At 64.0% G+C, this 26,309-nt stretch carries 18 protein-coding genes, 2 tRNA genes and 1 pseudogene; 5 read left to right on the top strand and 16 right to left on the bottom strand.

Going from position 1 to position 26,309, the window contains the following annotated elements:
• Positions 1–53: 53 nt before the first annotated feature.
• Positions 54–575, bottom strand: a complete 522-nt coding sequence (locus tag NH448_RS03470) for a GNAT family N-acetyltransferase (protein ID WP_045992833.1) — start codon at positions 573–575, stop codon at positions 54–56.
• A gap of 269 nt (positions 576–844) precedes the next feature.
• On the opposite strand from NH448_RS03470, the gene tsaA reads away from it, so the two are divergent.
• Complete coding sequence (tsaA, locus tag NH448_RS03465) at positions 845–1,582, top strand: tRNA (N6-threonylcarbamoyladenosine(37)-N6)-methyltransferase TrmO (protein WP_045992834.1); 738 nt, start codon at positions 845–847, stop codon at positions 1,580–1,582.
• A gap of 187 nt (positions 1,583–1,769) precedes the next feature.
• Here tsaA and NH448_RS03460 read toward each other — a convergent pair whose 3' ends face one another.
• The 6 genes and pseudogenes from NH448_RS03460 to dapA all read right to left on the bottom strand — a co-directional run bounded on the left by NH448_RS03460 (position 1,770) and on the right by dapA (position 10,875).
• Positions 1,770–5,519, bottom strand: coding sequence for a YadA-like family protein (locus NH448_RS03460; RefSeq protein ID WP_045992835.1), 3,750 nt, complete (start codon positions 5,517–5,519; stop codon positions 1,770–1,772).
• 309 nt (positions 5,520–5,828) lie between these two features.
• Positions 5,829–6,257 (bottom strand): annotated as a pseudogene (locus NH448_RS23610) (hypothetical protein); the annotation flags it as partial.
• 1,140 nt (positions 6,258–7,397) lie between these two features.
• Entirely contained in the window at positions 7,398–8,111 is a 714-nt protein-coding gene (purC, locus tag NH448_RS03455) for a phosphoribosylaminoimidazolesuccinocarboxamide synthase (protein WP_045992003.1), read from the bottom strand.
• Between the two features lie 56 nt (positions 8,112–8,167).
• Complete coding sequence (locus NH448_RS03450; protein WP_045992002.1) at positions 8,168–8,965, bottom strand: MBL fold metallo-hydrolase; 798 nt, start codon at positions 8,963–8,965, stop codon at positions 8,168–8,170.
• Complete coding sequence (locus tag NH448_RS03445; protein ID WP_045992001.1) at positions 8,965–9,930, bottom strand: outer membrane protein assembly factor BamC; 966 nt, start codon at positions 9,928–9,930, stop codon at positions 8,965–8,967. Before NH448_RS03445 ends, NH448_RS03450 begins: the two co-directional genes overlap by 1 nt.
• Before the next feature lie 60 nt (positions 9,931–9,990).
• The gene (dapA, locus tag NH448_RS03440) at positions 9,991–10,875 is read right to left on the bottom strand and encodes a 4-hydroxy-tetrahydrodipicolinate synthase (RefSeq protein WP_045992000.1); all 885 of its coding nucleotides are present in this window, start codon (positions 10,873–10,875) and stop codon (positions 9,991–9,993) included.
• A gap of 213 nt (positions 10,876–11,088) precedes the next feature.
• On the opposite strand from dapA, the gene NH448_RS03435 reads away from it, so the two are divergent.
• On the top strand, positions 11,089–11,565 hold the full coding sequence (locus NH448_RS03435) for a peroxiredoxin (RefSeq protein WP_045991999.1): 477 nt from the start codon (positions 11,089–11,091) through the stop codon (positions 11,563–11,565).
• 94 nt (positions 11,566–11,659) lie between these two features.
• On the opposite strand, the gene NH448_RS03430 is transcribed toward NH448_RS03435, so the two are convergent.
• A complete protein-coding gene (locus tag NH448_RS03430) occupies positions 11,660–12,781 on the bottom strand; it encodes an AI-2E family transporter (protein WP_045991998.1) in 1,122 nt (373 codons plus the stop codon).
• A complete protein-coding gene (locus NH448_RS03425; protein WP_045991997.1) occupies positions 12,778–13,020 on the bottom strand; it encodes a sulfurtransferase TusA family protein in 243 nt (80 codons plus the stop codon). Before NH448_RS03425 ends, NH448_RS03430 begins: the two co-directional genes overlap by 4 nt.
• 147 nt (positions 13,021–13,167) lie before the next feature.
• Here NH448_RS03425 and NH448_RS03420 point away from each other — a divergent pair, with 147 nt between their 5' ends.
• Positions 13,168–14,730 (top strand): M48 family metalloprotease, encoded by a 1,563-nt coding sequence (locus tag NH448_RS03420; protein WP_239452522.1) that lies wholly within the window; start codon positions 13,168–13,170, stop codon positions 14,728–14,730.
• Positions 14,731–14,935: 205 nt separating this feature from the next.
• Here NH448_RS03420 and nadA read toward each other — a convergent pair whose 3' ends face one another.
• The 7 genes from nadA to NH448_RS03385 form a co-directional block, all read right to left on the bottom strand.
• Entirely contained in the window at positions 14,936–15,964 is a 1,029-nt protein-coding gene (nadA, locus tag NH448_RS03415) for a quinolinate synthase NadA (RefSeq protein ID WP_045992009.1), read from the bottom strand.
• Between the two features lie 473 nt (positions 15,965–16,437).
• Positions 16,438–16,513: transfer RNA gene (locus tag NH448_RS03410), tRNA-Lys, on the bottom strand.
• A 41-nt stretch (positions 16,514–16,554) separates the two neighbouring features.
• Positions 16,555–16,630, bottom strand: a tRNA-Lys gene (locus NH448_RS03405).
• A gap of 69 nt (positions 16,631–16,699) precedes the next feature.
• Positions 16,700–17,569 carry a 23S rRNA pseudouridine(2605) synthase RluB gene (gene rluB / locus NH448_RS03400; protein WP_045991996.1) on the bottom strand — a complete coding sequence of 290 codons (870 nt, stop codon included), beginning with the start codon at positions 17,567–17,569 and terminating at the stop codon, positions 16,700–16,702.
• Positions 17,566–18,528, bottom strand: a complete 963-nt coding sequence (scpB, locus tag NH448_RS03395; protein WP_045991995.1) for an SMC-Scp complex subunit ScpB — start codon at positions 18,526–18,528, stop codon at positions 17,566–17,568. The genes rluB and scpB overlap by 4 nt, the downstream gene beginning before the upstream one ends.
• Positions 18,525–19,577, bottom strand: a complete 1,053-nt coding sequence (locus NH448_RS03390) for a ScpA family protein (protein ID WP_045991994.1) — start codon at positions 19,575–19,577, stop codon at positions 18,525–18,527. The genes scpB and NH448_RS03390 overlap by 4 nt, the downstream gene beginning before the upstream one ends.
• 271 nt (positions 19,578–19,848) lie before the next feature.
• A complete protein-coding gene (locus tag NH448_RS03385; RefSeq protein WP_045991993.1) occupies positions 19,849–21,690 on the bottom strand; it encodes a DEAD/DEAH box helicase in 1,842 nt (613 codons plus the stop codon).
• 229 nt (positions 21,691–21,919) lie between these two features.
• On the opposite strand from NH448_RS03385, the gene NH448_RS03380 reads away from it, so the two are divergent.
• Positions 21,920–23,041: an efflux RND transporter periplasmic adaptor subunit gene (locus NH448_RS03380; protein ID WP_045991992.1), complete on the top strand. Its 1,122-nt coding sequence runs from the start codon at positions 21,920–21,922 to the stop codon at positions 23,039–23,041.
• 3 nt (positions 23,042–23,044) lie between these two features.
• On the top strand, positions 23,045–26,116 hold the full coding sequence (locus NH448_RS03375; protein ID WP_253028418.1) for an efflux RND transporter permease subunit: 3,072 nt from the start codon (positions 23,045–23,047) through the stop codon (positions 26,114–26,116).
• Positions 26,117–26,309: the final 193 nt, after the last annotated feature.

Genomic DNA, 26,309 nt, shown 5'->3' with positions numbered 1-26,309 from the left:
CAGCGTGGGGGCTCTCCAGCGTCCAGCGGGGGCACTCCAACGTCCAGCCGGGGTCACTCCAACGGCTTGCTCATGCATAGCCGTGGCAGCAGCTCTCCGGCGCGCTCGACCCACTCTTCACCGTGGGATTCCCAGCCGGCGTCGAGCAGTGGCTCTGCCAGCATCAGGCTGGCTTCGATGATCATCCGCCGGGCGCCGGCGTTTCTCAGGCGCTCCTCGGCAAGCGACAGCAAGCGGCCGCCGATGCCCTGGCCGGTCAGCGAGGGCCACACATAGAGCGTCTCGACGCGCGCGCGACCGGGGTCCAACTCGACAAAGCCGACGCAGCGACCGTCACACTCGGCCACCAGGGTAGTAAACAATGCCTGACGAGCACGCCAGGCGGAACCGTCCCTGGGCAGCGCCGAAGCCCAGGCCTGACGCTGGGCCAGACTGTAGTGGCGACTGGCCCCCATCATGACGGCGTGATAGAACACTTCGGCTTGATCCGAGCCATCCTTGGCGAGGGCCTCACGATAGTGAATACGGGAACGTCGCTCGACCGGCATGGCTTGCGACATTCTGGGTTCGGACATGTAGGGAACTCCTGCAGGACTGGAGACGGATAATCCGGCGCGTCGAGGTTCGCCAAGCCTAATCAGATAACGGGCTCGATCCAACACTCCTGACCACCCTGATGCCCGGCGACGCTGTTTCATGCCCAACTGGAGCTTTGTCATGTCACGATACCTGCAAGCACGTTGCTGGAGTCATTCAGGTCACCCCTGACCCACTTCCTGCGTCATCAGAGTTTCGACATCAAAGCATCGACGTAAAAGCATCGACATCAGAGCCTCACCAGATCATGCCCGACGACCTCTATACCCTGACGCCCATCGGCACCATACGCAGCGACTTCCCGGACAAGTTCGGCGTACCCCGTCAGCCAGGGCTTGCAGAAGATGCCAGAGCTCGTCTGGTGCTGGAGGGCGACTTCGCCAATCCCATGGCCGTACGTGGGCTGGAGGGGTTCAGCCACCTGTGGCTGACCTTCATCTTTCACCTTAGTCCGCCCCACTGGAAAGCGATGGTCCGTCCGCCTCGACTGGGAGGAAATGCACGAATAGGCGTATTTGCCAGCCGCAGCACCCACCGCCCCAACCGTCTCGGGCTCTCGCTGGTGGAGTTGATCGACATCGATACGCGCGACGGCGTCAGCCTGGTGCTCAAGAGCGCCGATCTGGTCGACGGCACACCAGTGGTGGATATCAAGCCCTACCTGCCCTGGGCCGAGAGTCGCCCCGACGCCCGTACCGGTTTTGCACCTGAAGCGCCGACGCAGCATCCGGTGGTGTTCTCGGCCGAGGCCGAAGCGGTGCTTTCCAGCAGCGACAACGATGGTTCCTTGCGTCGCTTGATCGCCCAGGTCCTCGCCCAGGACCCGCGCCCCGCCTATCGCAGCAAGGGCAGTGACGACGATCGCCAGTACGGTGTCAGCCTGAGAGGTTTCAACGTGCGTTTTCGCGCCGAAAACGACAAGGGCGCCCTGCGCTTTCGCGTGGACGCCCTTGAAACCGGGCAGGAACCAGGAAGAAACGACTGACCCGCTGTGCTCGTAACTCCACTGGCCGCAGCATCATATGCCGCTACTTCAACTTCCGCGCCCACTGTCACTGTGCATCGACGCCGATCACCATCCGTGATCGCGACACCGTCAGTACCGCTGTGCCTTGCGACACAGCCACACCCAAGGTGAACGACCAGGTTTTCGTTTGACCTGCCCACTGGTCTCAATCGATGACCCCGGAGATTCCCAGACCGACCGTTGGGCCACCGTGGGAGGCGCCAATCCCCATCCCGACACTCCAGCGGCCAGTATCAGCGGTTCGTCGTACGCTCACACCTAGTGCCGATTCTCCGTTGTAGTAGCCAGTCCCCACATGATAGGTGAGCTTTCCTGCGACATAGGGTGCATCGCCCATGGCGGCCAGGGCCGCGATCCCCGCACTGGCATCTCGCTCTACTTCGTCAATCTTGTGGTCGAGTTGGTTGTAGTCGGAAGTGAACTTGCGGTTCAGTTCATTGAGCTGCGACATGTTGACCGCGTCGGTGGGTGCCGAACCGGCAGCCACGTTATGCAACTGGGTGGGGCCACTGCCATTGCCCAGGCTGACAGAGTGGTAGTCGACGCTGCCATCCTCGCTACGATCGTAGTTGACCGCTCCCTCTTGCACGGCACCAAGCTGGCGCACATTGACCGCATCGGTGTCCTCGGTGCCCCCCGCGACGTGGGTGATCTGACGTTCACCACCCTCGTTGCCGACCGCAACAGCTCCCTTGGATGACTCCACCGCCACGTGCGAAAAGGCTTCCTCCTCCCCCTTCATGCCTTCTCTATCGGCCACAGCGCCATCACCAAGTGCAACACCTCCTTCAGCTTGAGCCTTGGCGCCACCTCCGATGGCAACGGTGTCTGCAGCACTGGTAGTGGCAGCGTCTCCCTGCGAATTCGCCTGGAAGTACTTGGTGTCCTGACCACTCAGTGCCAGGTCGCCGATATCCTCCATCAAGTCCCAGATCTGACCACCATTGACCGCATCAGTACTGCCTTGATGGATATCGCCTTCGGCCAGATTGCTGATCACGGTACCACCGTCGGCACCAGCCAGAGTGATCTTTCCCTGGTGGGAATCTGGGTCATATTGCACGACATTCTGGGCCGGGTTGCCACTGCCGCCCCCCAAGCTGTCGAGGGTCGTCTGGATATCACCGACATCGCCTTCAAGATTGGTGAGACGACCATTGGTGGCGTGGAGCTGACTGCCGTTGACCGCCTCTAGACTGGTGTCGGAAAGCGACCCATCCGCAATATTACCGAGCACGGTACCGCCGAAGGCTCTACCAGGCGACTTCAGGGTTACGTGGTTCCAGTCGACGCTGCCGTCGTTGAAGTGGTCATACGCCACCACTTCCTCAAGCGCCATATTGGTCGCATGGAGCTGGCTGCCATTGACCGCATCGGTACTGGTAGCGGAGATTCGACCCGCGGCCAGGTGGGTCAAGGTTCGCTCCTGCCCTTCGTCACCGATGCTGACGGTAGCAATGGGGTTTGTGCCGGCGTATTCATGCTGTTCACCGAAGATAATGCCTGACTCGGTGCCTATTGCCTCCTGTGAGGTCGACTGGGCCCCCAGCGCCACATCCATAGCCTGATTGGCGCTGGCTCCAGCACCCAGGGCCATCGCCTGCTCGCCCGAGGACACTGCCGTACTACCGACCGCAATCGCATCTTCCAGCAGGGTGTGGCTCTGGTCGCCAATGGCAACCGCACCGGCTGCCCCTATCTCCACCTTGGCGCTCACCCCCATACCGATGGCGTCATCGCCATTGACCGTGGTATCAGGCCCAATGGCGATGGAGCCTTCGCCGGTGGCGAGGGCGTCGACTTCCCCTCCCCCGTTGGCATGAAAATACAGCGATCCCGTATCCGAGAGCGACCCCACGGCCCCCTTGAGCTGACGCATGGTCACCGCATCGTGATCCTCGATACCATCGGCGATGTTGATCAACTGGCGATACTCACCGTCCCGCCCCACGGAGACCGCTCCCATTAGATCGGCGTCCGAAGTGTTGTACTGAATGGTGGCATTGCCCACGACGATCTGGCCGGAAACCTTCGCCACCTCGCGGTTCGCGATCGATCCGCTGCCCAGTGCCACACCGCCAAACACCGAGCTTGAAGCGCCATTGCCGATGGACACCGCATTAGTTGCCGAGGACACCGCCGCCGGCCCCATCGCCAGGCTGTCGGTGCCGCTGGCACTGGCACCGCTACCGCTGGATTTGGCCTGGTAGTACGCGCTGTCGGCGGCGATATCCCCCAGGTTGGTGGTGAGATTGGTGATATCGCCTTCGTTCTGGGTCACCCGCACATTGGTCGCGTTCAACTGACGACCGGTGACTGCATCGGTGCTGTCGGTGGACAGGGTGGCGTCGGTGAGATTGGTGATTCGGGTTCCGGCATCGCCGGCCAGGGTGATACTGCCCTCATTGAGCGTGCCGTCGTCGCTACGGTCGTAGACCACCGCACCGGCCGACAGATCCCCCAGGTTGGTGGTGAGATTGGCGATATCGCCTTCGTTCTGGGTCACGCGCACATTCGTCGCGTTCAACTGACGACCGGTGACCGCATCGGTGCTGTCGGTGGACAAGGTGGCGTCGGTGAGATTGGTGATCCGGGTGCCGGCATCACCGGCCAGGGTGATACTGCCCTCATTGAGCGTGCCGTCGTCGTTACGGTCGTAGACCACCGCACCGGCCGACAGATCCCCCAGGTTGGTGGTGAGATTGGTGATATCGCCTTCGTTCTGGGTCACCCGCACATTGGTCGCGTTCAACTGACGACCGGTGACCGCATCGGTGCTGTCGGTGGACAGGGTGGCGTCGGTCAGATTGGTGATCCGGGTGCCGGCATCACCGGCCAGGGTGATATTGCCCTCATTGAGCATGCCACCGGTGCCGCGGTCGTAGACCACTGCGCCCTCGGCCAGATTCCCCAGAGCCTGGTTGGTGGCATGGAGCTGGCTGCCGTTGACCGCGTCGGTACTGGTGGCCGAGAGTCGACCTGCTGCCACGTGGGTGATGGTGCGCTCGCTGCCGCTGGTGCCCACGCTGACCGTACCGGTCGGGCTGCTGCCGGCCAAGGCGTAGTCAGTACCGGCCACGGTGGCCGTGGTGGTGGCCACCGCCGCTTCCGTGGTGGCACCGTTACCCAAGGCTACGCTGTTGGCGACGCTGGCCTTCGCGCCATTGCCGATAGCCACCCCATTGGTTGCCGAGGACACCGCCGCCGGCCCCATCGCCAGGCTGTCGGTGCCGCTGGCACTGGCGCCGCTACCGCTGGATTTGGCCTGGTAGTAAGTGCTGTCGGCGGCGATATCCCCCAGGTTGGTGGTGAGATTGGCGATATCGCCTTCGTTCTGGGTCACCCGCACATTAGTCGCGTTCAACTGACGGCCAGTGACCGCGTCGGTGCTGTCGGTGGACAGGGTGGCGTCGGTCAGATTGGTGATTCGGGTTCCGGCATCGCCGGCCAGGGTGATACTGCCCTCATTGAGCGTGCCTCCGGTGCCGCGGTCGTAGACCACCACGCCGTCTGACAGATCTCCCAACGCCTGCACGCCTTCCGACAGTTCTCCCAGCGCCTGATTGGTGGCGTTCAGCTGACTGCCGTTGACGGCATCCGTGCTGGTGACAGCTAACCGTCCAGCCGCTACGTGAGTAATAGTACGCTCGACGCTGGCTACCGCATTGCCCCCGCTATCGGTCGTTGCCGCCGCGCCAAGGCTCAGAGTGCCTGTCGGTGCCGCACCGGCGAAACTGTAGCTCTTGCCCGCGATGGTAGCCTGGGTGGTTCCCACCACCGCCTCGGTGGTGGCGCCGTTTCCCAAGGCCACGCTGTTGGCCACGCTGGCCTTGGCATTGGTACCGATGGCAATGGCGTTGCTGGCGGACGCCTCTCCGGAATCACCGAGCACCATGGAGTAGTTGCCACTCGCTTTCGACCAATTTCCCACTACATTGGTAGCGGCGCCAGCGACGGTATTTTGAAGACCTACCACATTGGCACCAGTAGCAGTCGATGACAGCGTGTTACTTGAGCCGAAAACACCGGAAAAATCGCTAGTCACGTTATTGGTATTGCCAACGACCCGGACTGCATTGCCTTTAACGGTATTGTTGAGACCAATCGCAGACGCATATGTCGATGTGCCTTCGATCTTGTTGGAAGTACCAATGGCAATCGCGCTCTTGGCACCTGTCGATGTTGAGTTGCTCTCACCCAATGCAAGGCTATTGTCGCCATTGGAAACGTTGAGATGGCCAACACTGACACTTTTCGCGCCGTTGGCAACACTGCCTGATCCCAGTGCCGTAGAGTGGCCGCCTGTCGCTTTAGCCGTGGCACCAAGTGACGTCGCATTGGTCGCCGTGGAGGTCGCCTTTGCGCCAATAGCAAGACTCGAGGTGGCGCTGGCAACGGACCCTCCGGTCAGGTCTCCGCCAATGGCAATGGCGTTTACACCTATCGCTTGTGCGCCGTTTAATCGAGCGACCGTGCCGCTAGACAGTGCCCCGCCACCGATAGCGACGCCATTCTTGCTTTTCGCATAAGCCCCACGCCCGATCGAGACACCGGCCAAACCGCTGGTAACAGCCTGATCGCCCAGGGCAATACCAGAATCTGCCGCCGCACTCGTGGTCGCATAGTAGCCCATCGCGATAGAGGCATCACCATCGCCAACGACACCGGTGCCTATATGGATGGCAGATGCCCCCGCAGCGGGCTGGATGCCCACCGGCGCCAGATATCGGCTGACGACAAACTGCTCAGGCTTGTCGACAGGCGTCGACGTCTCACCTGGCATGACGCATCTATCTTTAGTCGGTGACGTCAGAGGTATCGTTGCCTCCTCTGACGCTATGTTGCCGACCTCACCTGCCACCGTCGGACAGTCATCAACGAGGGGGCCAGCCTCCGCTTTACTCGACCCCAGTCCAGGCGTGACAGCCGATAGAGACATCAGGATACAGGTGATACAAACGCTTTTTGTCCCACTTCTTGCTGATTTGAGCGAGTTAACGAACAAAAAAGTACGGCCATCCAATTCACTCACTCCGACCTCCTTGTCACCAATACTTAGGTGACATCTTCGTGCGCCACCAAGACACTCACTTTCATCCGAAATCCGTCTTCAACCACTTAAAACTCTCTTATAAGAATCCTGAAAGAAGAAAAAACGAATCAGAAAAAACAGCGTGCAGAAACTCGACTTTCCGGACACAAAACTTTCAAAAAAAACATGATTAAAAAAATCTACACGCGCAGCGCCGTCACTTCCATTTTCAAATGTGACACAGATCATTTCTTGCTTGTAATTGGCGCAGGACGTGCCAAATAAAGCACAAAAACTAACGGTCCGTTTCAGAAGCTGTACGGGCACTGATGAGATTCATCTTTCCCCCCAGCCATAGCCAGTTGCCATCAAAAACTGACGAGCGATGGTCAAATGAACAGGAATTTTCCCGACAGCTCAGTGCAAAGGAAGGTGTTGTACTGCGGTTAGACGCAGCCACACCAGGCACAGGGGGTTTCAGGACTTGCGGGAATGCGAATAACGTTGCCGCACACCTATCCGAGTCGACACTTCCCAGTACCCAACATCAGCGTAGCGCCAGGAACTTCATTCACTCGTGGGAGCCCAGCCATTGGTACAGACGTGGGCAGCGGAAAGCAGATCGCCCGGGCCAGGCCCGGGCGATCCTCTACATGCTTTCGGCGTTATCACCACTTGCACCACCGTCGTTGCATCATGCCCTTGCGGCAGTCAGCGCAGACCAGTGCCGGCAAGCGGCTGTCAGCTGAAATCGATGCCGATACGACGGCCGACTTCCTCGTAGGACTCGATGACGCTGCCCAGCCCCTGGCGGAAGCGATCCTTGTCGAGCTTTTCGCGGGTCTTGGCGTCCCACAGACGGCAGCCGTCCGGTGAGAATTCATCACCCAGCACGATCTTGCCGTGGAATACGCCGAACTCGAGCTTGTAGTCCACCAGCAGCATGCCGCCGTCGGCGAACAGCTGCTTGAGCACCTCGTTGACCTTGAAGGTCAGCGCCTTCATCTCGGCCAACTGCTCGGCGCTGGCCCAACCGAAGCTTTCGGCCAGGGACTCGTTGACCATGGGGTCGTGGAGCTCGTCGTTTTTCAGAAACAGCTCGAAGGTCGGCGGTGTCAGCGGCTCGCCTTCCTTGACGCCGAGACGCTTGACCAGACTACCGGCGGCGATGTTGCGCACCACGCACTCCACCGGAATCATGTCGAGCTTCTTGACCACGCACTCGGTGGGCGACAGCAGCTCTTCCACGTGGGTGGGGATGCCGGCCTCTTCCAGCTTGGCCATGATGAAGGCATTGAAGCGGTTGTTGACCATACCCTTGCGCTCGAGCGACTCCATGCGGCGTCCGTCGAAGGCGCTGGTGTCGTCACGAAAGTGCAGGATCAGACGATCCGGGTCATCGGTGGCATAGACCGACTTGGCCTTGCCGGCATAGAGTTCTTCGCGCTTTTCCATGGGTGCCTCCACAGGCAAATCAAAAAAAGGGGTTCAAGCAGGACCAGGGTCCTGAATCAGTGAATCGCTTGCCAATCCAGGCCGTCATCCTGGGCAGCCACGGTCAGGCGGGTCTCGTCGCCATCCAGCAGAGGCGTCAATGCCTCCAGAGCGAGTTCGGGGCGGTTATTATGCTCCGACAGGTGGGAGCAGACGATACGCTGCAGCCGATCCAGCCCCAGTTCGGTCAACAGCGCCGCAGCCTGGCCATTGGCCAGGTGCCCCCAACGTCCGCCGACACGGCGCTTGAGACTGGGCGGATAGGGGCCTTCAGCCAGCATGCGCACGTCATGATTGCACTCGAGCACGAGGGCATCGCAGCCACGGAAGGCCTGGCGCACGTGTTCGCTGGGGTGGCCCAGGTCGGTCAGCAGCCCCAGCTTCCTGTCACCTGCGGCGATACGAAACTGCACCGGCTCTCGGGCGTCGTGGGGCACCGTGATGGCGTCGACGTCGAGTCCCTTGATGGCAAAACGCGACTGAGGGGTGATCCAGTGGGTCCTGGGCAGTCGGCCGAGCTTGCCGGATAGCCAGGTGCCCGGGGTCAGATGTACCGGCAGGTCATAGCGACGGGCTAGGGGGCCGATGCCACGCACATGGTCGCCATGCTCGTGGGTGACCAGCAAGGCATCGAGCTGACGCGGATGGACACCCAGCCGCGCCAGCCGGCGTTCTGCCTCCTTGAGACCGAAACCGCAGTCCACCAGCAACATCGACTCGCCGTCGCTGACCAGGGTGGCGTTGCCCTTGCTTCCGCTGCCCAGGGAGGCGAAACGCAAGCCTCCCCGGGAACCATTGGCATGCCCGACGCTCATCAGCGCAGCAAGCCCTCCATGCGCTGCAGCAGCTCACGCTGGTCATCGCCGGAAAGCGGCTCGTCGTCGGCGCTACGTGCCTCCATCAGGGTTTCCTGGCCCTGGGGCGACAACCTGAGCTCGATGCGTTGCATCGACTCAAGCAGATCCATCGAGGTCAAGGAGTCGATGAAGCCACGGGTACGCTCGCTCTCGGTGATGTAGTCGATCACGAAGCGCTTGCCGCTTTCATCCACGGAGACCAGCTCGCGACGATCTTCCATCTCGAAGTTGTTCTCGAGCTGGAAGGCGAGCTCGGCGTAGGCCCGCTCGATGTCGAAGGGCATCACCATCACCCAGTCATCGCCGCGGGGCTCGAAGCGAACGCTGTCGGCTTCGGGGGTCTGCTGGGCCGACGCCGAGGCGATGCTGGCCGAGGCGCTACGCGCTTCAAAGTGACGCTGCAGAGAGTTCAGGCACAGCCGGTTGAGCTGGCCCGCGGTATCACAGCGCACCTCACTGGTGCCCGACCTGAGGCCCTGGCGCAGTACCAGGCTGGCGTCGGAGGTCTCGATGACACCGCTGGCGCTGTCGCTGCGGGTGATCTCCAGCCCGCGCTGTTCGACGAAGCGCTCGAGCTCCGGCCACACCACCGCGGGCGCGGCCCCTACCACCAGCCAGCGATCGGCGTCGGTCTCGCGCACCGCCACGTCACCGGCGGCCACCGCGGTGCTGGCAGACAGCGTCTGGGGCAAGGGCGCGGCGAAGTCTCCCTCGCGGGCGTAGAAGTCCCCGCGAGCCTGAGGCACCGGCATGATATCGCGATAGCGGCTCTGGTCGCGGCTGCCGGGGAGGGTCAGCGGAGCCGCCTGACGGGCGCCCGCGTAATCCTCGTTGCGATCGTGATAGTGACCGTCCTTGGCACAGCCGGCCAGGGTCAGGGCCGCGATCATCGCCAGCGGCAGTCCTTTAAGCGCAGAATTCATGCATCCACCTTGATTGAAAATTGGGTCCACGACATCACGACCGGAGGCACGGTTCAGGCGTCAGTCCTCGATCAGTCCTGCCAGCTGCAGGGCTTCGCTGATGGTGGAGTGATACTTCTCGCTCAGCCAGGTCAACGGCAGGCGGATGCCGGGCTCGATGATACCCATGCGGTTGAGCGCCCACTTGACGGGGATAGGATTGGCCTCGATGCCCAGGTTGGTATGCAGGGGCAGAAGCCGGGTGTTGATCTGGTGAGCCTTGTCGCTTTCACCGGCCACGGCGGCGGCGCACAACTCGTGCATGGCCTTCGGCGCCACATTGGCGGTCACCGAGATATCGCCATGACCGCCCATCAGCATGAAGTCGCAGGCGGTGGCGTCATCGCCGGAGTAGAGCATGAAGTCGCTGCCCTTGAGACGTTCGATCAGGTCCTCGGCGCGCTCCAGGTTGCCGGTGGCATCCTTGAGGCCGATGATGTTGTCGACCTCGGCCAGACGCAGCACGGTCTCGTTGTAGATGTCCGAACAGGTGCGTCCCGGCACGTTGTACAGGATCACCGGCAGATCACTGGTCTCGGCGATCACCTTGAAATGCTGATACAAACCTTCCTGGGTCGGCTTGTTGTAGTAAGGCGCCACGGTCAGGCAGTAGTCGGCCCCCACTTCCTTGGCGTAGCGGGTCAGCTCCACCGCCTCGGTGGTGTTGTTGGAGCCGGTGCCGGCGATGACGGGAATGCGGCCATTGACCTCTTCGACCACGCTGCGAATCACGTCGAAGTGCTCGGCGAAGGTCATGGTGGTGGGCTCACCGGTGGTACCCGCCGCCACGATGGCGTCTGTGCCATTGTCGAGGTGGAAATTCACCAGTTTGCGCAACACTTCCCAGTCGATATCGCCGTTGGCCTTCATCGGTGTCGCCAAGGCGACAATACTGCCCGTGATCATCCTCGTTGTTCCTCTGTTGTCTGCCCTCCCGCGACCCTGACGATGGCGGTCGGGGTGAACGAATGTGGCCAAGGGGGTCGCGACCCGGGGAAGCGTGGTCGTGACCAGAGCACAAATGGTACTCAGGCGGCCATATCCTGTACAGCCGCGTCTTTACATGAAGAGCGTCATTGCGTGTAATCGGACGCCTATTTTTGCGATTCTGGAGCCACCATGACAGTGTCCATCGGCGAGCCGGTCCCCGACTTCAGCGCCAGCGCCACCGGCGACAACACCATCACCCTGTCGCAACTGCGCGGTCGCCAGGTGGTGATCTACTTCTACCCCAAGGCCAGCACCCCCGGCTGTACCACCGAGGGCGGCGACTTTCGTGACCACAAGGCAGACTTCGACGGCGCCAACACCGTGGTCATCGGCGTCTCCCGTGACGGCATCCGTGCCCAGGAAAACTTCAAGGCCAAGCAGGGCTTCAATTTCGAGCTGATATCAGACAAGGACGAAGCCGTGTGTGGCCTGTTCGACGTCATCAAGCTCAAGAAGCTCTACGGCAAGGAGCACCTGGGTATCGAGCGCAGCACCTTCCTGATCGACAGCGAAGGTCGCCTGGCCAGGGAGTGGCGCAAGGTCAAGGTCAAGGGCCACGTGGAAGAAGTGCTGGAAGCCGCCCGCGAACTGCACGCCCAGTCCTGACACGCCGGCCCACGGATGCAAGCCTCGTCCTCCCCGGCAAAGAACGAATGCCCGGCCATTGGCCGGGCATTGTGTTTCGCCTAGAGAGCAGGGCTCAGCCGTCGGTGCCGGTCCCTGTACCTGCGTCAGAGTGGGGCGGCAACCTTGCCATGCTGCGCTCCTTGATCCCGCGAGGCCAGGCATAGACCAGCGCCTTCAACAGGGTCGCCAGCGGGATCGCGAAGAACACCCCCCAGAAGCCCCAGACGCCGCCGAAGAACAGCACCGCCAGGATGATCGACACCGGGTGCAGATTGACCGCCTCGGAGAACAGCACCGGCACCAGCACGTTGCCGTCCAGCGCCTGGATCACGCCGTAGGCGACGATCACATAGAGAAACTGGTCGCCCAGTCCGAAGTGAAAGCCCGCCACCGCCGCCACCGGCAGTGTCGCCACCGCGGCGCCGATGTAGGGCACCAGCACCGAAAAACCCACCAGTACCGCCAGCAGCGCCGAATAGGGAAGGCCAAAGAAGGCGAAGGTGAAGAAGGTCACACTACCGACGATGACGATCTCGGTGGCCTTGCCGCGCACATAGTTGGCGATCTGGCAGTCCATCTCCTTCCACACCCGGGTCATCAGGTCACGCTTGGCCGGCAAAAGCGACACGGTAAAGCCCACCAGACGGTCACGGTCCTTGAGCATGAACAGCACCAGGATCGGCACCAGTACCAGGTAGATGAGCAGTCCCAGCACATTGCCGAGCGACGCCAGCGACAGCGTCAGCGCACGCTGGCTCAATTGGGTCGCCTCGCGGCTGAGCACGGCGATCCAGTCCTGGACCAGGTCCGGAGTGATCAGCTGGGGGTAGCTCATCTGCAGGTCGTCCAGCATCTGCTGGCCGGCAGCAAACATCCGCGGCGCTTCCTGGATCAGGCTGGCGAGCTGGTTCCAGATCAACGGCAGCAGGATCAGCGCCAACGCCAGCAGCACCCCGACAAAGGCCAGAAAGACCGTCATGACCGCCACCAGGTGTGGCACCTTGCGTCGCGTCAGGGCGTTGACCGCGCCCTGCAGCAGAAAGGCCACCACCAGCGCGGTGAGAAAGGGCGCCAGCATCTGGCCAAGCCAGATCACCACCGCCAGCCCCACCACCAGCAACACCAGCAGCAGCACCGCCTCTTCATCGGAGAAGTAGTGATCGACCCAGCCACGAAATACGCTACGCAGACTCATGCATCACCCGCCTTGCGCAACCAGTAGACATAGACCTTGTCGCGTTCTTCACGCCCTTCCAGCACGTGGGCGCTGTGCTCGGCAAAGCTTTCAAAGTCTCGCCAGGAACCGGCGTCGGTGGCCCTGACCTCCAGCACCTGCCCAGGCGACAGGCGCGACAGCGCCTGCTTCGCCTTGAGCAGCGGCAGCGGACACGGAAGTCCGCACGCATCTAGCACATCGTCAGGTTGCACTGCCATGATCTCTCCCGAGAGAATGCGATATCGGATCGCTGCACATCGCAGCGCCGTTGCCCCGAGGGGCGAGCCCTTGCGATTTAAAGGCACTTTTCCGGCTGAATCAATGTCCCAAGGCAACCCCCTCCAACGCTATCGACGAGGATTTCGATGCCCAAGCGCACGCTGTTTGCCGTCACCGCTCGCCCCGCGCGGGCACGCCGTCAGGCATCGCCTTGGCATCGTGGCCGCTGGCGCCCGATGCCGGGCCTAGCCCTGGCGTCGACGCTTGCGTTGAGCCTGAACGCCACCACAGTCCAGGCCCAGTATCTGGACCAAGGCACCCTGCTCGATCAGCCGAGGGAGCTGAACCTGCCCTCGCTGATGTCCACCGGCAGCAACGCCATCAGCGGCGAGGAAACCCGCCTTGGACGTGCCTGGCTACGCCAGTTTCGCGCCCACGTGCCGGAATGGCGCGACCCATTGGCCCAGCACTATGTGGAGACGCTGGTCGGCCGCCTGGTGCCCTACAGCGACCTGGGAGGCATCAACACCACCATCACCCTGGTCGACAACAAGACCCTGAACGCCTTCGCCGTCCCCGGCGGCGTGGTCGGCGTCAACACCGGCCTGTTCGCCTTCGCCGACCAGGAGGCCGAGGTGGCCTCGGTACTGGCCCACGAGCTGGGCCACCTGTCACAGCGCCACTACGCCCGTAGCAAGGCACGCGCCGAGCAGACCCAGGTGCCTGCCATGGCCACCATGCTGGCGGGCCTGATCCTGGCCGCCAGCGGCGCCGGTGACGCCGGCATCGCGGCCCTGGCCGGCAGCCAGGCGGCGATGATCCAGGACCAGCTTCGCTACTCGCGTCGCTACGAGGAAGAGGCCGACCGCATCGGCCTGCAGGCCATGGCCAGCGCAGGCTACGAGCCCCAGGCGATGGTCGACATGTTTCGCTCCATGCAACGCCTGATGAGCCTCCAGGGCGGCACTCCGCCGGAATTCCTGCTGACCCACCCGATCACCGAATCACGCATCAGTGACACCCAGGCCAGGGTCAACCAGACCCGGGTGACGGGCTCGGCACCGGATGAACTGCAGTACCAGTTCATCCGTGCCCGGGCACTGCTGGCGATCCACGAGCGTGCGCCCGGCCAGGCGATGACGGTGATGCGCCAGGACCAGGCGCCGGCGGACGCCCAGCGCTATCTGCAGGCGCTGATCGACGCCCGGGCCGGCCAGACCGGCTCGGCACTGAATACGCTCGACGGCCTGGCACGGGCCCACCCGGATACCGCCCTGCTGCCCGCCAGCGCCGTCCAGGTGGCGCTGGAAGGCGGGCGCGTCGACGAGGCCATCGAGCGTGCCCGGCGTCAGTTGCGCCTGATGCCAGGCTACCCACCGACCAGCCAGCTGCTGGGCGAGGCGCTCTTGCAGCGCGACCCCGACGCGGCCTACCGGGAACTCCACGAACTGGCCCAGCGCCGTCCCGAGGACCCCACCGTGTTCGGGCTGCTGGCGGAAGCCGCCGGGCGCAGTGGCCGCGAAGCCTGGGGCCATCTGGCCAGAGCCGAGCAACTGCAGCTGACCGGTGAGATCGATCGCGCCATTCGCCAGCTGGAGGTCGCCGAGGCGATGGCCGAGCGCGAAGGCGACCTCAACGCCAGGTCAAGCATTCAGCGTCGTCGAGACGCCTTCCTCGACTACCGCCGGACCATGGAGAAATTCCGCTGAGCAGGAAGCTCCGCTGAACCCGACAGCGACGGACGCGGCGACGACACCGTGCTCAGGCGACACAGTGCTCGGGCGACGCAGCGCTCAGGCCCGCCAGCCCACAGACGACTCGGCCCATGAACAAAAGCGCCCACGAGACTCTCTCGTGGGCGTGGGCTCGTGGGCGTGGGCGCGGGGTGTCACCAGAAAAAAGTAACGGCTGGCCTCAGGCCTGAAACTCCAGCATACGCGTCAGCGGCTTCAGCGCCTGGGTCCGCAGGGCGTCGCTGACCTGGATTTCACCGCTGCCCTCTCGCAGCGCGGCGGCCAGATTGTCCAGGGCATTCATCGCCATCCACGGGCAGTGGGCGCAGCTTCGACAGGTCGCGCCATTGCCCGCCGTCGGGGCCTCGAACAGGGTCTTGTCGGGCACCGCCTGCTGCATCTTAAAGAAGATGCCGCGATCGGTGGCGACGATCAGCTGCTCGTTGGGCAGCTCCTTGGCCGCCTTGATCAACTGGGAGGTGGAACCGGCGACGTCGGCCAGACTGACCACCGCTTCGGGCGACTCCGGGTGCACCAGTACGGCGGCGTCCGGATAGACCGACTTGAGGTCCTCGACCCCCTTGGCCTTGAACTCCTCGTGGACGATGCAGGCGCCGTCCCACAGCAGCATGTCGGCGCCGGTCTGCTTCTGGATGTAGCCGCCCAGGTGCTTGTCCGGGGCCCACAGGATCTTCTCGCCCCTGGCCTTGAGGTGCTCGATGACGTCCACCGCGATGGAGGAGGTAACGACCCAGTCGGCACGCGCCTTGACCGCCGCCGAGGTATTGGCATAGACCACCACGGTGCGATCCGGATGGGCGTCGCAGAAGGCCGCGAACTCGTCCTCCGGGCAACCCACGTCCAGCGAGCAGGTGGCCTCCAGGGTCGGCATCAGCACGCGCTTTTCCGGTGACAGGATCTTGGCGGTCTCGCCCATGAAGCGCACGCCGGCGACCACCAGCGTATCGGCCTCGTGGCGTGCACCGAAGCGCGCCATCTCCAGCGAATCGGCGACACAGCCGCCGGTCTCTTCGGCCAGCTGCTGGATAGCGTCATCGGTGTAGTAGTGCGCCACCAGTACGGCATTGTGAGCCTTGAGCAGGCGCTTGATCTCTTCGACGCGCGCAGCGTCTTCCGAGGGAATACGGGTAGGGCAGTACGGGCGCGCGAGATGCTCTCTGATCTCGGCGCGAGAAGTCATGATCGTCATCGTGTCTACCACTGTGATCGACAGGGGATCCCCCTGCTGATGGGACAGTGCCGCGAACGCTCCGTTCGGCGACACGCCAGGAGAACCCTCGAGCGTGGAGCCCGGCGCCGATAGCGCCAGCGGCGACTCCTGATGCGGCGCTGGAAAGGCGTCACTGCTGCTCCAGACCCGCTGCCGGTGGTTCTCTCCCTCGCCCATGCGTCTATCGCAGCGGCGAGTCACTTGACAGTTTAACGCAGGCGGACGGTTATGCCGAGTCTCCACGCATGGCATCGGCGCAAGATTGCGCCTGCGGCATACCTGTTCTCGATTCCCTGTCGACACGATGGCATCGGCTCGGCGCGGCGTACTCGCGTCGCTTGAGGAACGGCCTGTTCAGACTGACAGCGCCGTCGTGGCTGCGGCGGCGACTCCAGCCACAGACTGCGCAAACGAAAAACGGCCCCCGCTGCAAGCAGCGAGGGCCGTGAATCTGGTGGGTCGTGTAGGATTCGAACCTACGACCAATTGGTTAAAAGCCAACTGCTCTACCAACTGAGCTAACGACCCGATCATGACAGGACATCGTCCTGACCATGCACAGGTTCGGATGGTGGGTCGTGTAGGATTCGAACCTACGACCAATTGGTTAAAAGCCAACTGCTCTACCAACTGAGCTAACGACCCTTCCGAACGGGTGCAGATATTACGGATATGCCCCTTTCGACGCAAGTGTTTTTTTCGATTACCGTATCTTTAGCGCTTCTTGTCGCCGCGATCCGGCTTGCCGCCACGCTTCATCGTGTGCACCGGGCGACGCTTGTTCTTGTCGCGGCTCCAGCGATTCTTCTCGTCCGGCGTCAACTCAGGCACCTTGCGCGATTCGAGTCCCGCCAGTCCGGCCAGGTCGTCGACCTCGTCCTGGGAAAGCTCGGTCCACTCGCCGGCCTTGGCCCGCTTGTCGAGGAAGATGTTGCCGTAGCGGACCCGCTTGAGGCGACTGACTGTCAGCCCCTGGGACTCCCACAGACGCCTGACCTCGCGGTTACGGCCTTCCATGATGACCACGTGGAACCAGGTGTTGATGCCCTCGCCACCGAACTCCTGGACGTCGCTGAAGCGTGCCGGGCCATCCTCGAGCATCACGCCTTCGACCATGGCCACCACGTGCTCACGTTTGACCTCCCCCATGACTCGCACCGCGTATTCGCGCTCGATCTCGGTGGAAGGATGCATCAGCCGATTGGCCAGCTCGCCGTCGGTGGTGAACAGCAACAGCCCGCTGGTGTTGATGTCCAGGCGGCCAATCGCGATCCAGCGCTCGCCCTTGAGGCGCGGCAGGCGGTCGAATACCGTACGCCGCCCCTCTGGATCCTTGCGCGTGCACAGCTCGCCCTCGGGCTTGTTGTACATGATCACCCGCCTTGGCACCTCGTCGGCGGCGCGCAGGGTGATCGGTCGGTCATCGAAACTGACCCGGTCACGGGCCTCCACTCGGTCGCCCAGGGTCGCCACGCTGCCGTTGACCTTGACCCGGCCATCGGCGATGGCGGCCTCCATCTCCCGGCGGGATCCCAGGCCGGCACGCGCCAGCACCTTCTGCAGTTTTTCGCTGGTGGTCGTCATTCGTCGTTCTCACTCTCTGTGGGTTCCACCCCCGAGGCAGCGTCATCATCGACGCGGCCCCGGGCGCGTTCGGACAGCCTGGCTTCCAGATCGGCAAAGCTCAGGCGAGCCCGTTCGGACGCCATCCCGGCGTGCTTGTCGTCGGCCGTCCCGGCCGTCGGTTCATTGACGTCGGGCGCTTGGCCCGCCGTCGTCTCGGCTTCCTCGCGGGAAGCCGTCACTTCATCCTTATCGGGCGATACAGCCTCGCCTTCCTCGGTCTCGCCTCTTTCGCTGCCAACTTCAGCGCTTCCATCTTCAGCGGGTTCACCCTCGGCAGTTTCACCCTCGGCGGTCTCACCATCGTCGTCCAGCGGCTCGTCGGCCTGGGCCAGCAGCGCCGAGGGCGGAGGCGGTGGCTCGTCCTCGGTGTCGAACTGCTCGAACTGCTTGAGCTCGTGCATCGGTGGAAGTTCGTCGAGGGTCTTGAGACCGAAATCGTCCAGAAAGCCACGGGTGGTGGCGAACACCGCCGGCCGTCCCGGCACGTCGCGGTGACCGACCACGCGAATCCAGCCACGATCGAGCAGGGTGCGCATGATCGAGCCGCTCACCGTGACCCCGCGGACCTCCTCGATATCGCCCCGGGTCACCGGCTGACGATAGGCGATCAGCGCCAGCGTCTCCAGCAGCGCCCGGGAATAGCGCTGGGGGCGTTCGTCCCACAACCGGGCGACCCAGTTGGCCAGCCGCGGGCGAATGCGCAGCTGGTACCCGGAGGCGGTCTCGATCAGCTCCATGGCGCCTCTGAGGTGACGCTCGGACAATCGCTCCAGCGCTTCCTTGAGCGCCCGTCGCGGCGGGCGCTCGTGTTCATCGAACAGCTGTTCGAGGCGGTCCAGCGCCAGCGGTTGGCCGGCGGCCAGCAGCGCCGCCTCTACGATGTCGTCCAACGCATCGGGCGTCTCCATCACGCTCATGCGGGCTCATCTCCCTGTGTCTTGTCAACCGACTGACCGATACGCCCATCCGGTTCACCGGCATCATCGAAGGCGCTGTCGTCGCCCGCCTCGTCGTCTATAGCGCTGTCCTCAGCGGCACTATCATCCAAGGCATCATCCAAGGCATCACCGAAGGTTTCGTCGTCGAAGGCGCTCTCGCCCTCGTCCTCGAGCCCTTCGTACGGATCTTCGTCGCCGTCCTCGGCCAACCGCGCCCTGACGTGGATCGGTGACATCGGCGCATTCTGGACGATTTCGATCATCGCCTCCTTGGCCAGCTCCAGGATCGCCATGAAGGTCACCACCACCCCGGCCCTGCCCTCATCAAGCGAGAACAACGCCTCGAAGGGGGTGTAGTGCTCGTGAGTCAGGCGCTCCATGATCGCCAGCATGCGCTCCCGGGTCGACAGCACTTCACTTTCGATCTGGTGGGCCTGGTTGAGTTCGGCCCGGCGCAGAATGCCGGCCAGTGCGCCAAGCAGTTCATCGAGTTCGACGTCCGGGTGGATGACCCGGGCCTCCACCGGGGGCAGCGCCGCCCGGGCGGGAAACCAGTCACGTCCAACCCGGGGCAACTCCGCCAGGGCCTCGGCGGCGAGCTTGAGCCGCTCGTACTCCTGCAGGCGGCGAATCAGCTCGGCGCGGGGGTCTTCGTCCTCGTCACCGTCTTCGCTCCTGGGCGGGCGCGGCAGCAGGGTGCGCGACTTGATCTCGGCCAGCATCGCCGCCATCAGCAGGTACTCGCCGGCCAGTTCGATTTCCATGGCCTTCATCAGTTCCACGTACTCGATATACTGGTGGGTAATGGCGGCCACGTTGATCGACAGGATATCCAGATTCTGCCGGCGAATCAGATAGAGCAGCAGGTCAAGCGGTCCCTCGAAGGTCTCGAGAAAGACCCTGAGCGCCTCCGGGGGAATGTACAGATCCTCGGGCAGCTCGGTGATCGGCTCATCGAACAGGCGTCCCAGCACCTGGGCGTGGGCTTCGACCTCGGCGTGAGGGGCAGCACCGGCCTGGGCCTGCAAATCGCCCTCGGCGTCAGGCCGAGTCGCTGCACCTTCCTCGTCAGTCCCACCCTGGGGTTGTTGTGTCGTCGGCGAGTCGCTCACGCGTGGGGGACCTGGGTTGCCATGGTAGTGGTTACGATGAACAAGGGAGGATGCGGCCGCTTGGACCGAGGCGCCACCAATCCCCCAGTCTACCAAGCTCCGCGCGATCTGGCTAAATCAGCGAGGCCCGGTCGGCACTTCAGTCGGCACTTCAGTCGGCACTTCAGGCGGCACTTCAGGCGGCGCTTCAGTCGGCGCTGTCGGCGGTGCGATAGCGGCCGCGATAGTCGAACAGCTTTTCACGCACCTGCCAGTGACGCCCCACCTTGCGCCCGACCACGAAATCCGGGACCCTGAGTCTTTGCTGCTCGCGACATACCTGATCGGGTGACGTCGGCGACCAGGGCACACCGGGCGCCCGGGCGTGATCACGCAGAAACACTGCCTCGAAGGCCCGCCGCTGGGCGGGCGTCTCCAGCGCGAACCACTCGGCCAGGGTGGCGCCATCCTCATCATGGTAAGTGACCTTGAGCCGCGGCAGCCCCCGCCCATTGACGGTGGGCTCGAGCAGCATGCCGCTGACCCGCAGCACCCTGGCGTCCTTGAGCTTCAAGGCCTCGCGCAGCTTGTCATCGGCGTCCACCAGCAGCGTCTGGCACCCATGGCAGCGTCGGGCGGCGATATCGTTCTCGGCGCCGCAGTCACCGCAGGTCTTGAAGCGAAAACGAAAGTCGCACTGGCGCGCCCCTGGCTCGGCGGCGGCCAGCGCCCTGCCTTCGGCGTCGACCAGGCCCTGGCAGCGACGGCCGAAGTGTTCGATCACCAGCTCGCCGTCGCGCTTGCCCCAGAACAGGTTGGCGTGGCCACACAGCGGACAGGGCACCTGCACCGGCTCGCTGTCGCTGTCCGGCCGCGGACTGCCCACCTCCGGCGCATACAGGTCCCAGGGATTGCCGGCGTAGTCGAGGATCAGACAGTCGCGCTTGCCGGGCGAGAGCCTGAGCCCTCGCCCGACGATCTGCTGGTACAGGCCGACGGACTCGGTGGGCCTGAGGATCGCGATCAGGTCCACATGGGGCGCATCGAAGCCGGTGGTCAGCACCGAGACGTTGACCAGGTACTTGAGCCGTTTCGCCTTGAAGTCCTCGATCAGCCGGGTGCGCTCGTCACTGTCGGTATCGCCAGTGATCAGTGCCGAGGCTTGTGCCGGGAGATAGCCGAGGATCTCCTCGGCGTGGGCCACGCTTGCCGCAAACAGCATGACCCCCTCGCGCTGCCGCGCCCGCTCGACCACCTCGGCGATGATGCCCGGCGTGGCCCGGTGCCCGGCCACCACGCGATTGAGCTCTTCCTCGCGATATAGCCCGCCGGTTCCCGGCGCCAGTTGTGAGAAGTCGTAGCGGGCCACCGCCGCATCAACCTTGAGCGGGCTTGCCAGGTAGCCCTGGCGCACCATCAGCCGCAGCGGCTGCTCGAACACGCAGTCGCCAAAGAAGCTGTCCGCGTCACCGCGCACCATGCCGTGGTGGTGGCGGTGGTAGATGAAGCCCTGGCCCAGCCGATAGGGGGTCGCGGTCAAACCCAGTACCTTGAGCGAGGGATTGCGAGAACGCAGATGGTCGATGACCCGCCGATAGGAGGAGTCCGCGTCCAGCGATACCCGGTGGCACTCGTCGATCACCAGCAGGGTGAAGGGGCCGTGGGCGTTCTGATCGTCGCTTACCGCGTCCAGGTGGCGGACCACCGACTGCACCGAGCCGAACACCACCTGGCGGGCGCTCTCCTTGCGCCCGAGTCCGGCGCTGAAGATGTCCGCCTCGAGGCCGTAGGCCAGGTACTTGGCATGATTCTGCTCGACCAGCTCACGCACGTGGGCCAGCACCAGAACCCGCCCTCGGGCCAGGCGGGCCAGTTCGGCGATGACCAGCGACTTGCCGCTGCCGGTGGGCAACACCACCACCGCGGGCTCATCGGACTGACGAAAGTGACCAATGACGCGTTTCACCGCATCACGCTGATAGGGCCGCAGCTCTGGCCTGACGGAGGCGGGAGGCGACGATGGCGGGAGCCGGGACTCGGTCTGGGGCATGACGACGCCTTTACTCTGCAGGGTTCGGCAAATATTGATCCAGGGCACATCAGCGTGCACTCGGCGCCAGTAGCATAGGCGCCTGCGCGTCGAACCGACGCACTCTACGCCAAGCGCTCGATGCTCCACAACAGGGCCTGCCCCTCCCCCACCCTCCGGGTAGCCCTGGGGCACCGGCCTCGGCGAGTCACGCCGCACGTCAAGCGGCTCCGTCTTCAAGGACTCAGCCATGTCGCTTCGCCAACTCTGTCAGATGGCCTCCCTGCTCGTCTTTGCCGGTCTGCCCCTGCTGCAGGGCTGCTCCGAGGGAGATCCGCCCCTGGCCAAGCAGGTCACCCGCCCGGTCAAGCTGCTCACCCTGGACGAGATGGGCAATCGCTCCCTGACTCGCTACCCCGGTGTGGTCGAGGCCTCCGAACGCACCGACCTGGCCTTTCGCATCGGCGGGGAACTCAAGGAGCTGAACATCCAGGCCGGCCAGGCGGTCACCAGTGGCGAGCGTATCGCCCTGCTCGACGACCGCGACGCCCGCAACGCCTTGTCCAACGCCCAGTCAAGCTACGACCTGGCGCTGGCGACCTACCGCCGCATGCAGATATCGCTGGAAAAAGGTGCCATCAGCCGCGCCGCCTTCGATGAAGCCCGGGCGGCCTTCCTGTCGGCCCAGGCCCAGTTCGACCTGGCCAAGGACCAGCTCGGCTACACCGAGCTCAAGGCGCCCTTCGACGGCGTCATCGCCAGCGTGCCGGTGGACAATTTCCAGGTGGTGGCCCCCCAGCAGACCATCGCGGTGCTGCAGCAGCCCGGCAATATCGACGTGACCTTCGACCTGCCCGAACAGCAGATCCGCCAGCTCGATCTGGAACGCGTGCGTGCCGCCCTCGAGAAGGCCGACAGCGTCGCCTGGGTGCGCTTCGGCGATGACGAGCGTCGTTTCCCCGCGCGCTACAAGGAGCACGATACCCGCGCCTCCAGCGGCACCCTCAGCTACACCGTCACCCTGACCCTGCCGACGCCGGACGACGTCTACGTGCTGGCCGGCATGAGCGCCGTGGTATCGATGGACCTCAACGCCCTGACCGGCGAAAGCGACGGCCTGTGGCGGGTGCCGCTGGGCACCGTGGTCACGCTGGAGGACGACCCCGAGGCCACGGTGGTGTGGCGCTATATCGCCGACGACGAAGCCTCGGGCAAGGTGGAAGCGGTACCGGTACAGGTCCGCACCGCCAGCGACGACGGCATCTTCATCGCCGGCGATCTGGCGGCCGGCGACCGACTGGTCGGCGCCGGCGCCCATCTGATGCGCCAAGGTCTTCGCGTCACCGCCTGGACCCAGGAAGAGGGGCTCTAGGTCATGGTCGGCTATTTTCTGCGCAACAAGACCATCAGCTGGATGGTCACGATCCTGTTGTCGGTGGGCGGTATCGTCTCCTTTCTGGGCCTGGGGCAGCTGGAGTTTCCCGACTTCACCATCCGCATGGCGCTGGTCAGCACCGCCTACCCCGGCGCCAACCCGCAGCAGGTCGAAGAAGAGGTGACACTGCGCCTGGAAAAGGCGATCCAGGAGATCCCCAACCTCAAGCGGGTCAGCTCGGTGAACAGCGCCGGGCTCTCCCAGATCACCGTGGAGCTCGACACCGACGTCCAGGGCACTGCCCTGCCCCAGTACTGGGACCTGCTTCGGCGCAAGATCGGCGACGCCCAGGCGGGCCTGCCCCCCGGCACCTCGGAGTCGCTGGTGGTGGACGACTTCAGCGACGTCTACGGTCTGCTGTTCAACCTGTCCGGCGATGACTACAGCCTTTACGACCTGAAGAATCAGGCCGACTTCCTGCAGCGCGAACTGCGCCTGATCGAGGGCGTCAAGAAGGTGGTGATCGCCGGCGATCGCCCGGAGCAGGTGACCATCTCGCTCAACCGCGAGCGCATGCAGGCTCTGAACATTCCCCCGGATGCACTGATCGGCCTGCTCAACGCCCAGAACGCGGTAGCCGACGCCGGCAGCGTGCGTCGACACGGCAAGATCATCTCGCTGCAGCCCAGCGGTGAATTCAGAAGCGTCGAGGCGCTGGAGGACCTGATCGTCGGTCGCCCCGGCGCCAACCCGGTGCACCTGGGCGACATCGCCACGGTGACGCGCGCGCTCACCGACCGTCCCGGTCAGCTCTACCATGCCGACGGCAAGCCGGCGATCTCGCTTGGCCTGTCGTTCGTGTCCGGGGTCAACGTGGTCAAGGTCGGCGAGGCGGTGGACGCCCGCCTGGCCGAACTGGAATCCCGCCTGCCGCTGGGCATGCAGCTGACCCCGGTCTACCACCAGCCCCAGGTGGTCAAGGAGGCGGTGTCCGGCTTCGTCATCAACCTGATGGAGTCGGTGGGCATCGTCATCGTGGTGCTGCTGGTGTTCATGGGCCTGCGCTCCGGCCTTCTGATGGGGCTGATCCTGTCGATCACCATCCTCGGCACGCTGATGCTGATGGCCGCCCACGGCCTGCAGTTGCAGAAGGTCTCGTTGGGGGCCCTGATCATTGCCCTGGGCATGCTGGTGGACAACGCCATCGTGGTCACCGAGGGCATGCTGATCGGCCTTGGCAAGGGCAAGAGCAAGCTCGAGGCGGCCAAGGAGGTGGCCGGCCAGAACTGGCTGCCGCTGCTCGGCGCCACCGCCATCGCCATCACCGCCTTCGCCCCCATCGGCCTGTCGCCGGACGCCACCGGCGAACTGGTGGGCTCGCTGTTCTGGGTGCTGTTCTATTCGCTGCTGTTGAGCTGGATCACCGCCCTGACCCTGACCCCCTTCTTCTTCGACATCTTCTTCAAGGATCGTGAGATAGGCGACGGCGACAGTCACGAGGATCCCTACAAGGGAGTGATCTTCCAGCTGTTCGGCTGGCTGGTCGACAAGGGCATTCGCTTTCGCTGGCTGACCATCGCGGTCTGCGTGGGCCTGCTGGTCGGCGCCTTCGCGCTGTCCTCCAACATCAAGAACGCCTTCTTCCCGGATTCCACCACACCGCTGTTCTTCGTCGATGTGTGGATGCCTGAGGGCACCGACATTCTCGAGAGCGAGCGGGTGGCCTCGCGCCTGGAGGCCCAGGTGGCGACGATGGACCAGGTCACCCACGTGACCAGCGTGATCGGCGGCGGCGCCCAGCGCTTCACCCTGACCTACTCGCCCGAGGACCGCTATCCGAGCTACAGCCAGCTGATTGTCGAGACCGAGGATCTCGACAGCCGGGCCAGGCGCATGGCCGAGATCATCACCCTGCTGCGCGATGACTACCCCGAGGTCCAGTACAAGGTCCAGGCGCTGCAGGTCGGCCCTTCGGCCAAGGCCAGCCTGGAGGCACGCCTCTACGGCCCGGACCCGGATACCCTGCGCAACCTCGCCACCGAGGTCAGCGAGGTGTTCCGCGCCGATCCCTTCGTCGACAGTATCCGCCTGTCCTGGGGAAATCGGGTCGAGGAGCTGACGCCCGAGTTTCTCGAGCAGCAGGCGCGGCGCGTCGGCGTCACCCGCCAGGCGCTGCACCAGGCGTTGCTGATCCACAACGACGGCCAGATGGCCGGCGTCTACCGCGAGGGCTCCGACCTGATCCCCATCGTGCTGCGCGATGAACGGCAAGAGCGCTACGGCCTCAACGACATCGCCAGCCTCAACGTCTGGAGCGCCGAGCAGCAGACCTACATCAGCGCCGGCAGTGTGCTGGGGCCGCTCGAGACCCAGCTGCATGATCCGCTGATCAAGCGTCGCGACCGTCAGCGCATGCTGGCGGTCTACGCCGAGCCGCTACCGCTGTCCGGCGAGACGGCGGCCAACATCCTTGCGCGGCTCAAGCCCCAGATCGAGGCCATCGATCTCCCCGAGGGCTACCACCTGGGCTGGGGCGGCGAGGACGAGACCTCGCGTGACGCCAAGAAGGCGCTGTTCAAGCTGTTGCCGCTAGGCATCCTCGGCATGTTCATCCTGACCATGCTGCTGTTCGGCAACCTGCGCCAGTCGCTGGCGATCTGGGCCATCGTGCCCTTGACCGTGATCGGTATCGTCGGCGGTCTTCTGACCTTCAACGCCCCCTTCACCTTCATGGCGCTGCTCGGCACCCTGAGCCTGGTCGGCATGGTGCTCAAGAACGCCATCGTGCTGGTCGAGGAGATCAAGATCCAGATGCCTCTGTACGAGGCGCCCTTCGATGCGGTGATGGCCGCCGCCATCAGTCGGGTACGGCCGGTATCCATGGCGGCGATCACCACCATGCTGGGCATGATCCCGCTGTTCGGCGACGCCTTCTTCGCCTCCATGGCGGTGGTCATCGTGTTCGGTCTGGGTGCGGCCACCCTGCTGACCCTGGTAATCCTGCCGGTGATCTACGCCACCCTGTTCCGTATCCATCCTCCGTCGCCAGTCGAGGGGCCTACCGGAACCTGACCCCTATCGGAAGGTGACTGCAAGACAAGGCCCTCGCGGGCGATACCCGCGAGGGCCTTGTCGTTGGCTTGCGGCATAGGCCGCCGGCGCTCAATCGAAGCGCGGTGGGCGCCCGTCCAGGCGTGCCCGGGTCGCTTCTCGCTGCTCGCGCCCGGCCAGCAGGTTGCGCTGCAGTTCGGCCTCCATGGCCAAG

This window comes from Halomonas sp. OfavH-34-E (genome assembly GCF_024124525.1).
GTDB lineage: Bacteria > Pseudomonadota > Gammaproteobacteria > Pseudomonadales > Halomonadaceae > Halomonas > Halomonas litopenaei.
This window is presented reverse-complemented; position numbering and strand designations above follow the sequence as displayed.

Coding starts and splice junctions, on each gene's coding strand:
- NH448_RS03380 (WP_045991992.1), top strand. CDS start 21,920: ATGTCGCTTCGCCAACTCTGTCAGATGGCCTCCCTGCTCGTCTTTGCC.
- NH448_RS03375 (WP_253028418.1), top strand. CDS start 23,045: ATGGTCGGCTATTTTCTGCGCAACAAGACCATCAGCTGGATGGTCACG.
- NH448_RS03435 (WP_045991999.1), top strand. CDS start 11,089: ATGACAGTGTCCATCGGCGAGCCGGTCCCCGACTTCAGCGCCAGCGCC.
- NH448_RS03470 (WP_045992833.1), bottom strand. CDS start 575: ATGTCCGAACCCAGAATGTCGCAAGCCATGCCGGTCGAGCGACGTTCC.
- nadA (WP_045992009.1), bottom strand. CDS start 15,964: ATGACGATCATGACTTCTCGCGCCGAGATCAGAGAGCATCTCGCGCGC.
- NH448_RS03430 (WP_045991998.1), bottom strand. CDS start 12,781: ATGAGTCTGCGTAGCGTATTTCGTGGCTGGGTCGATCACTACTTCTCC.
- NH448_RS03385 (WP_045991993.1), bottom strand. CDS start 21,690: ATGCCCCAGACCGAGTCCCGGCTCCCGCCATCGTCGCCTCCCGCCTCC.
- NH448_RS03460 (WP_045992835.1), bottom strand. CDS start 5,519: ATGGTGCTCGGTGATTCCGGAGAGGCGTCCGCCAGCAACGCCATTGCC.
- tsaA (WP_045992834.1), top strand. CDS start 845: ATGCCCGACGACCTCTATACCCTGACGCCCATCGGCACCATACGCAGC.
- NH448_RS03420 (WP_239452522.1), top strand. CDS start 13,168: ATGCCCAAGCGCACGCTGTTTGCCGTCACCGCTCGCCCCGCGCGGGCA.
- rluB (WP_045991996.1), bottom strand. CDS start 17,569: ATGACGACCACCAGCGAAAAACTGCAGAAGGTGCTGGCGCGTGCCGGC.
- dapA (WP_045992000.1), bottom strand. CDS start 10,875: ATGATCACGGGCAGTATTGTCGCCTTGGCGACACCGATGAAGGCCAAC.
- purC (WP_045992003.1), bottom strand. CDS start 8,111: ATGGAAAAGCGCGAAGAACTCTATGCCGGCAAGGCCAAGTCGGTCTAT.
- NH448_RS03425 (WP_045991997.1), bottom strand. CDS start 13,020: ATGGCAGTGCAACCTGACGATGTGCTAGATGCGTGCGGACTTCCGTGT.
- NH448_RS03445 (WP_045992001.1), bottom strand. CDS start 9,930: ATGAATTCTGCGCTTAAAGGACTGCCGCTGGCGATGATCGCGGCCCTG.
- NH448_RS03450 (WP_045992002.1), bottom strand. CDS start 8,965: ATGAGCGTCGGGCATGCCAATGGTTCCCGGGGAGGCTTGCGTTTCGCC.
- scpB (WP_045991995.1), bottom strand. CDS start 18,528: ATGAGCGTGATGGAGACGCCCGATGCGTTGGACGACATCGTAGAGGCG.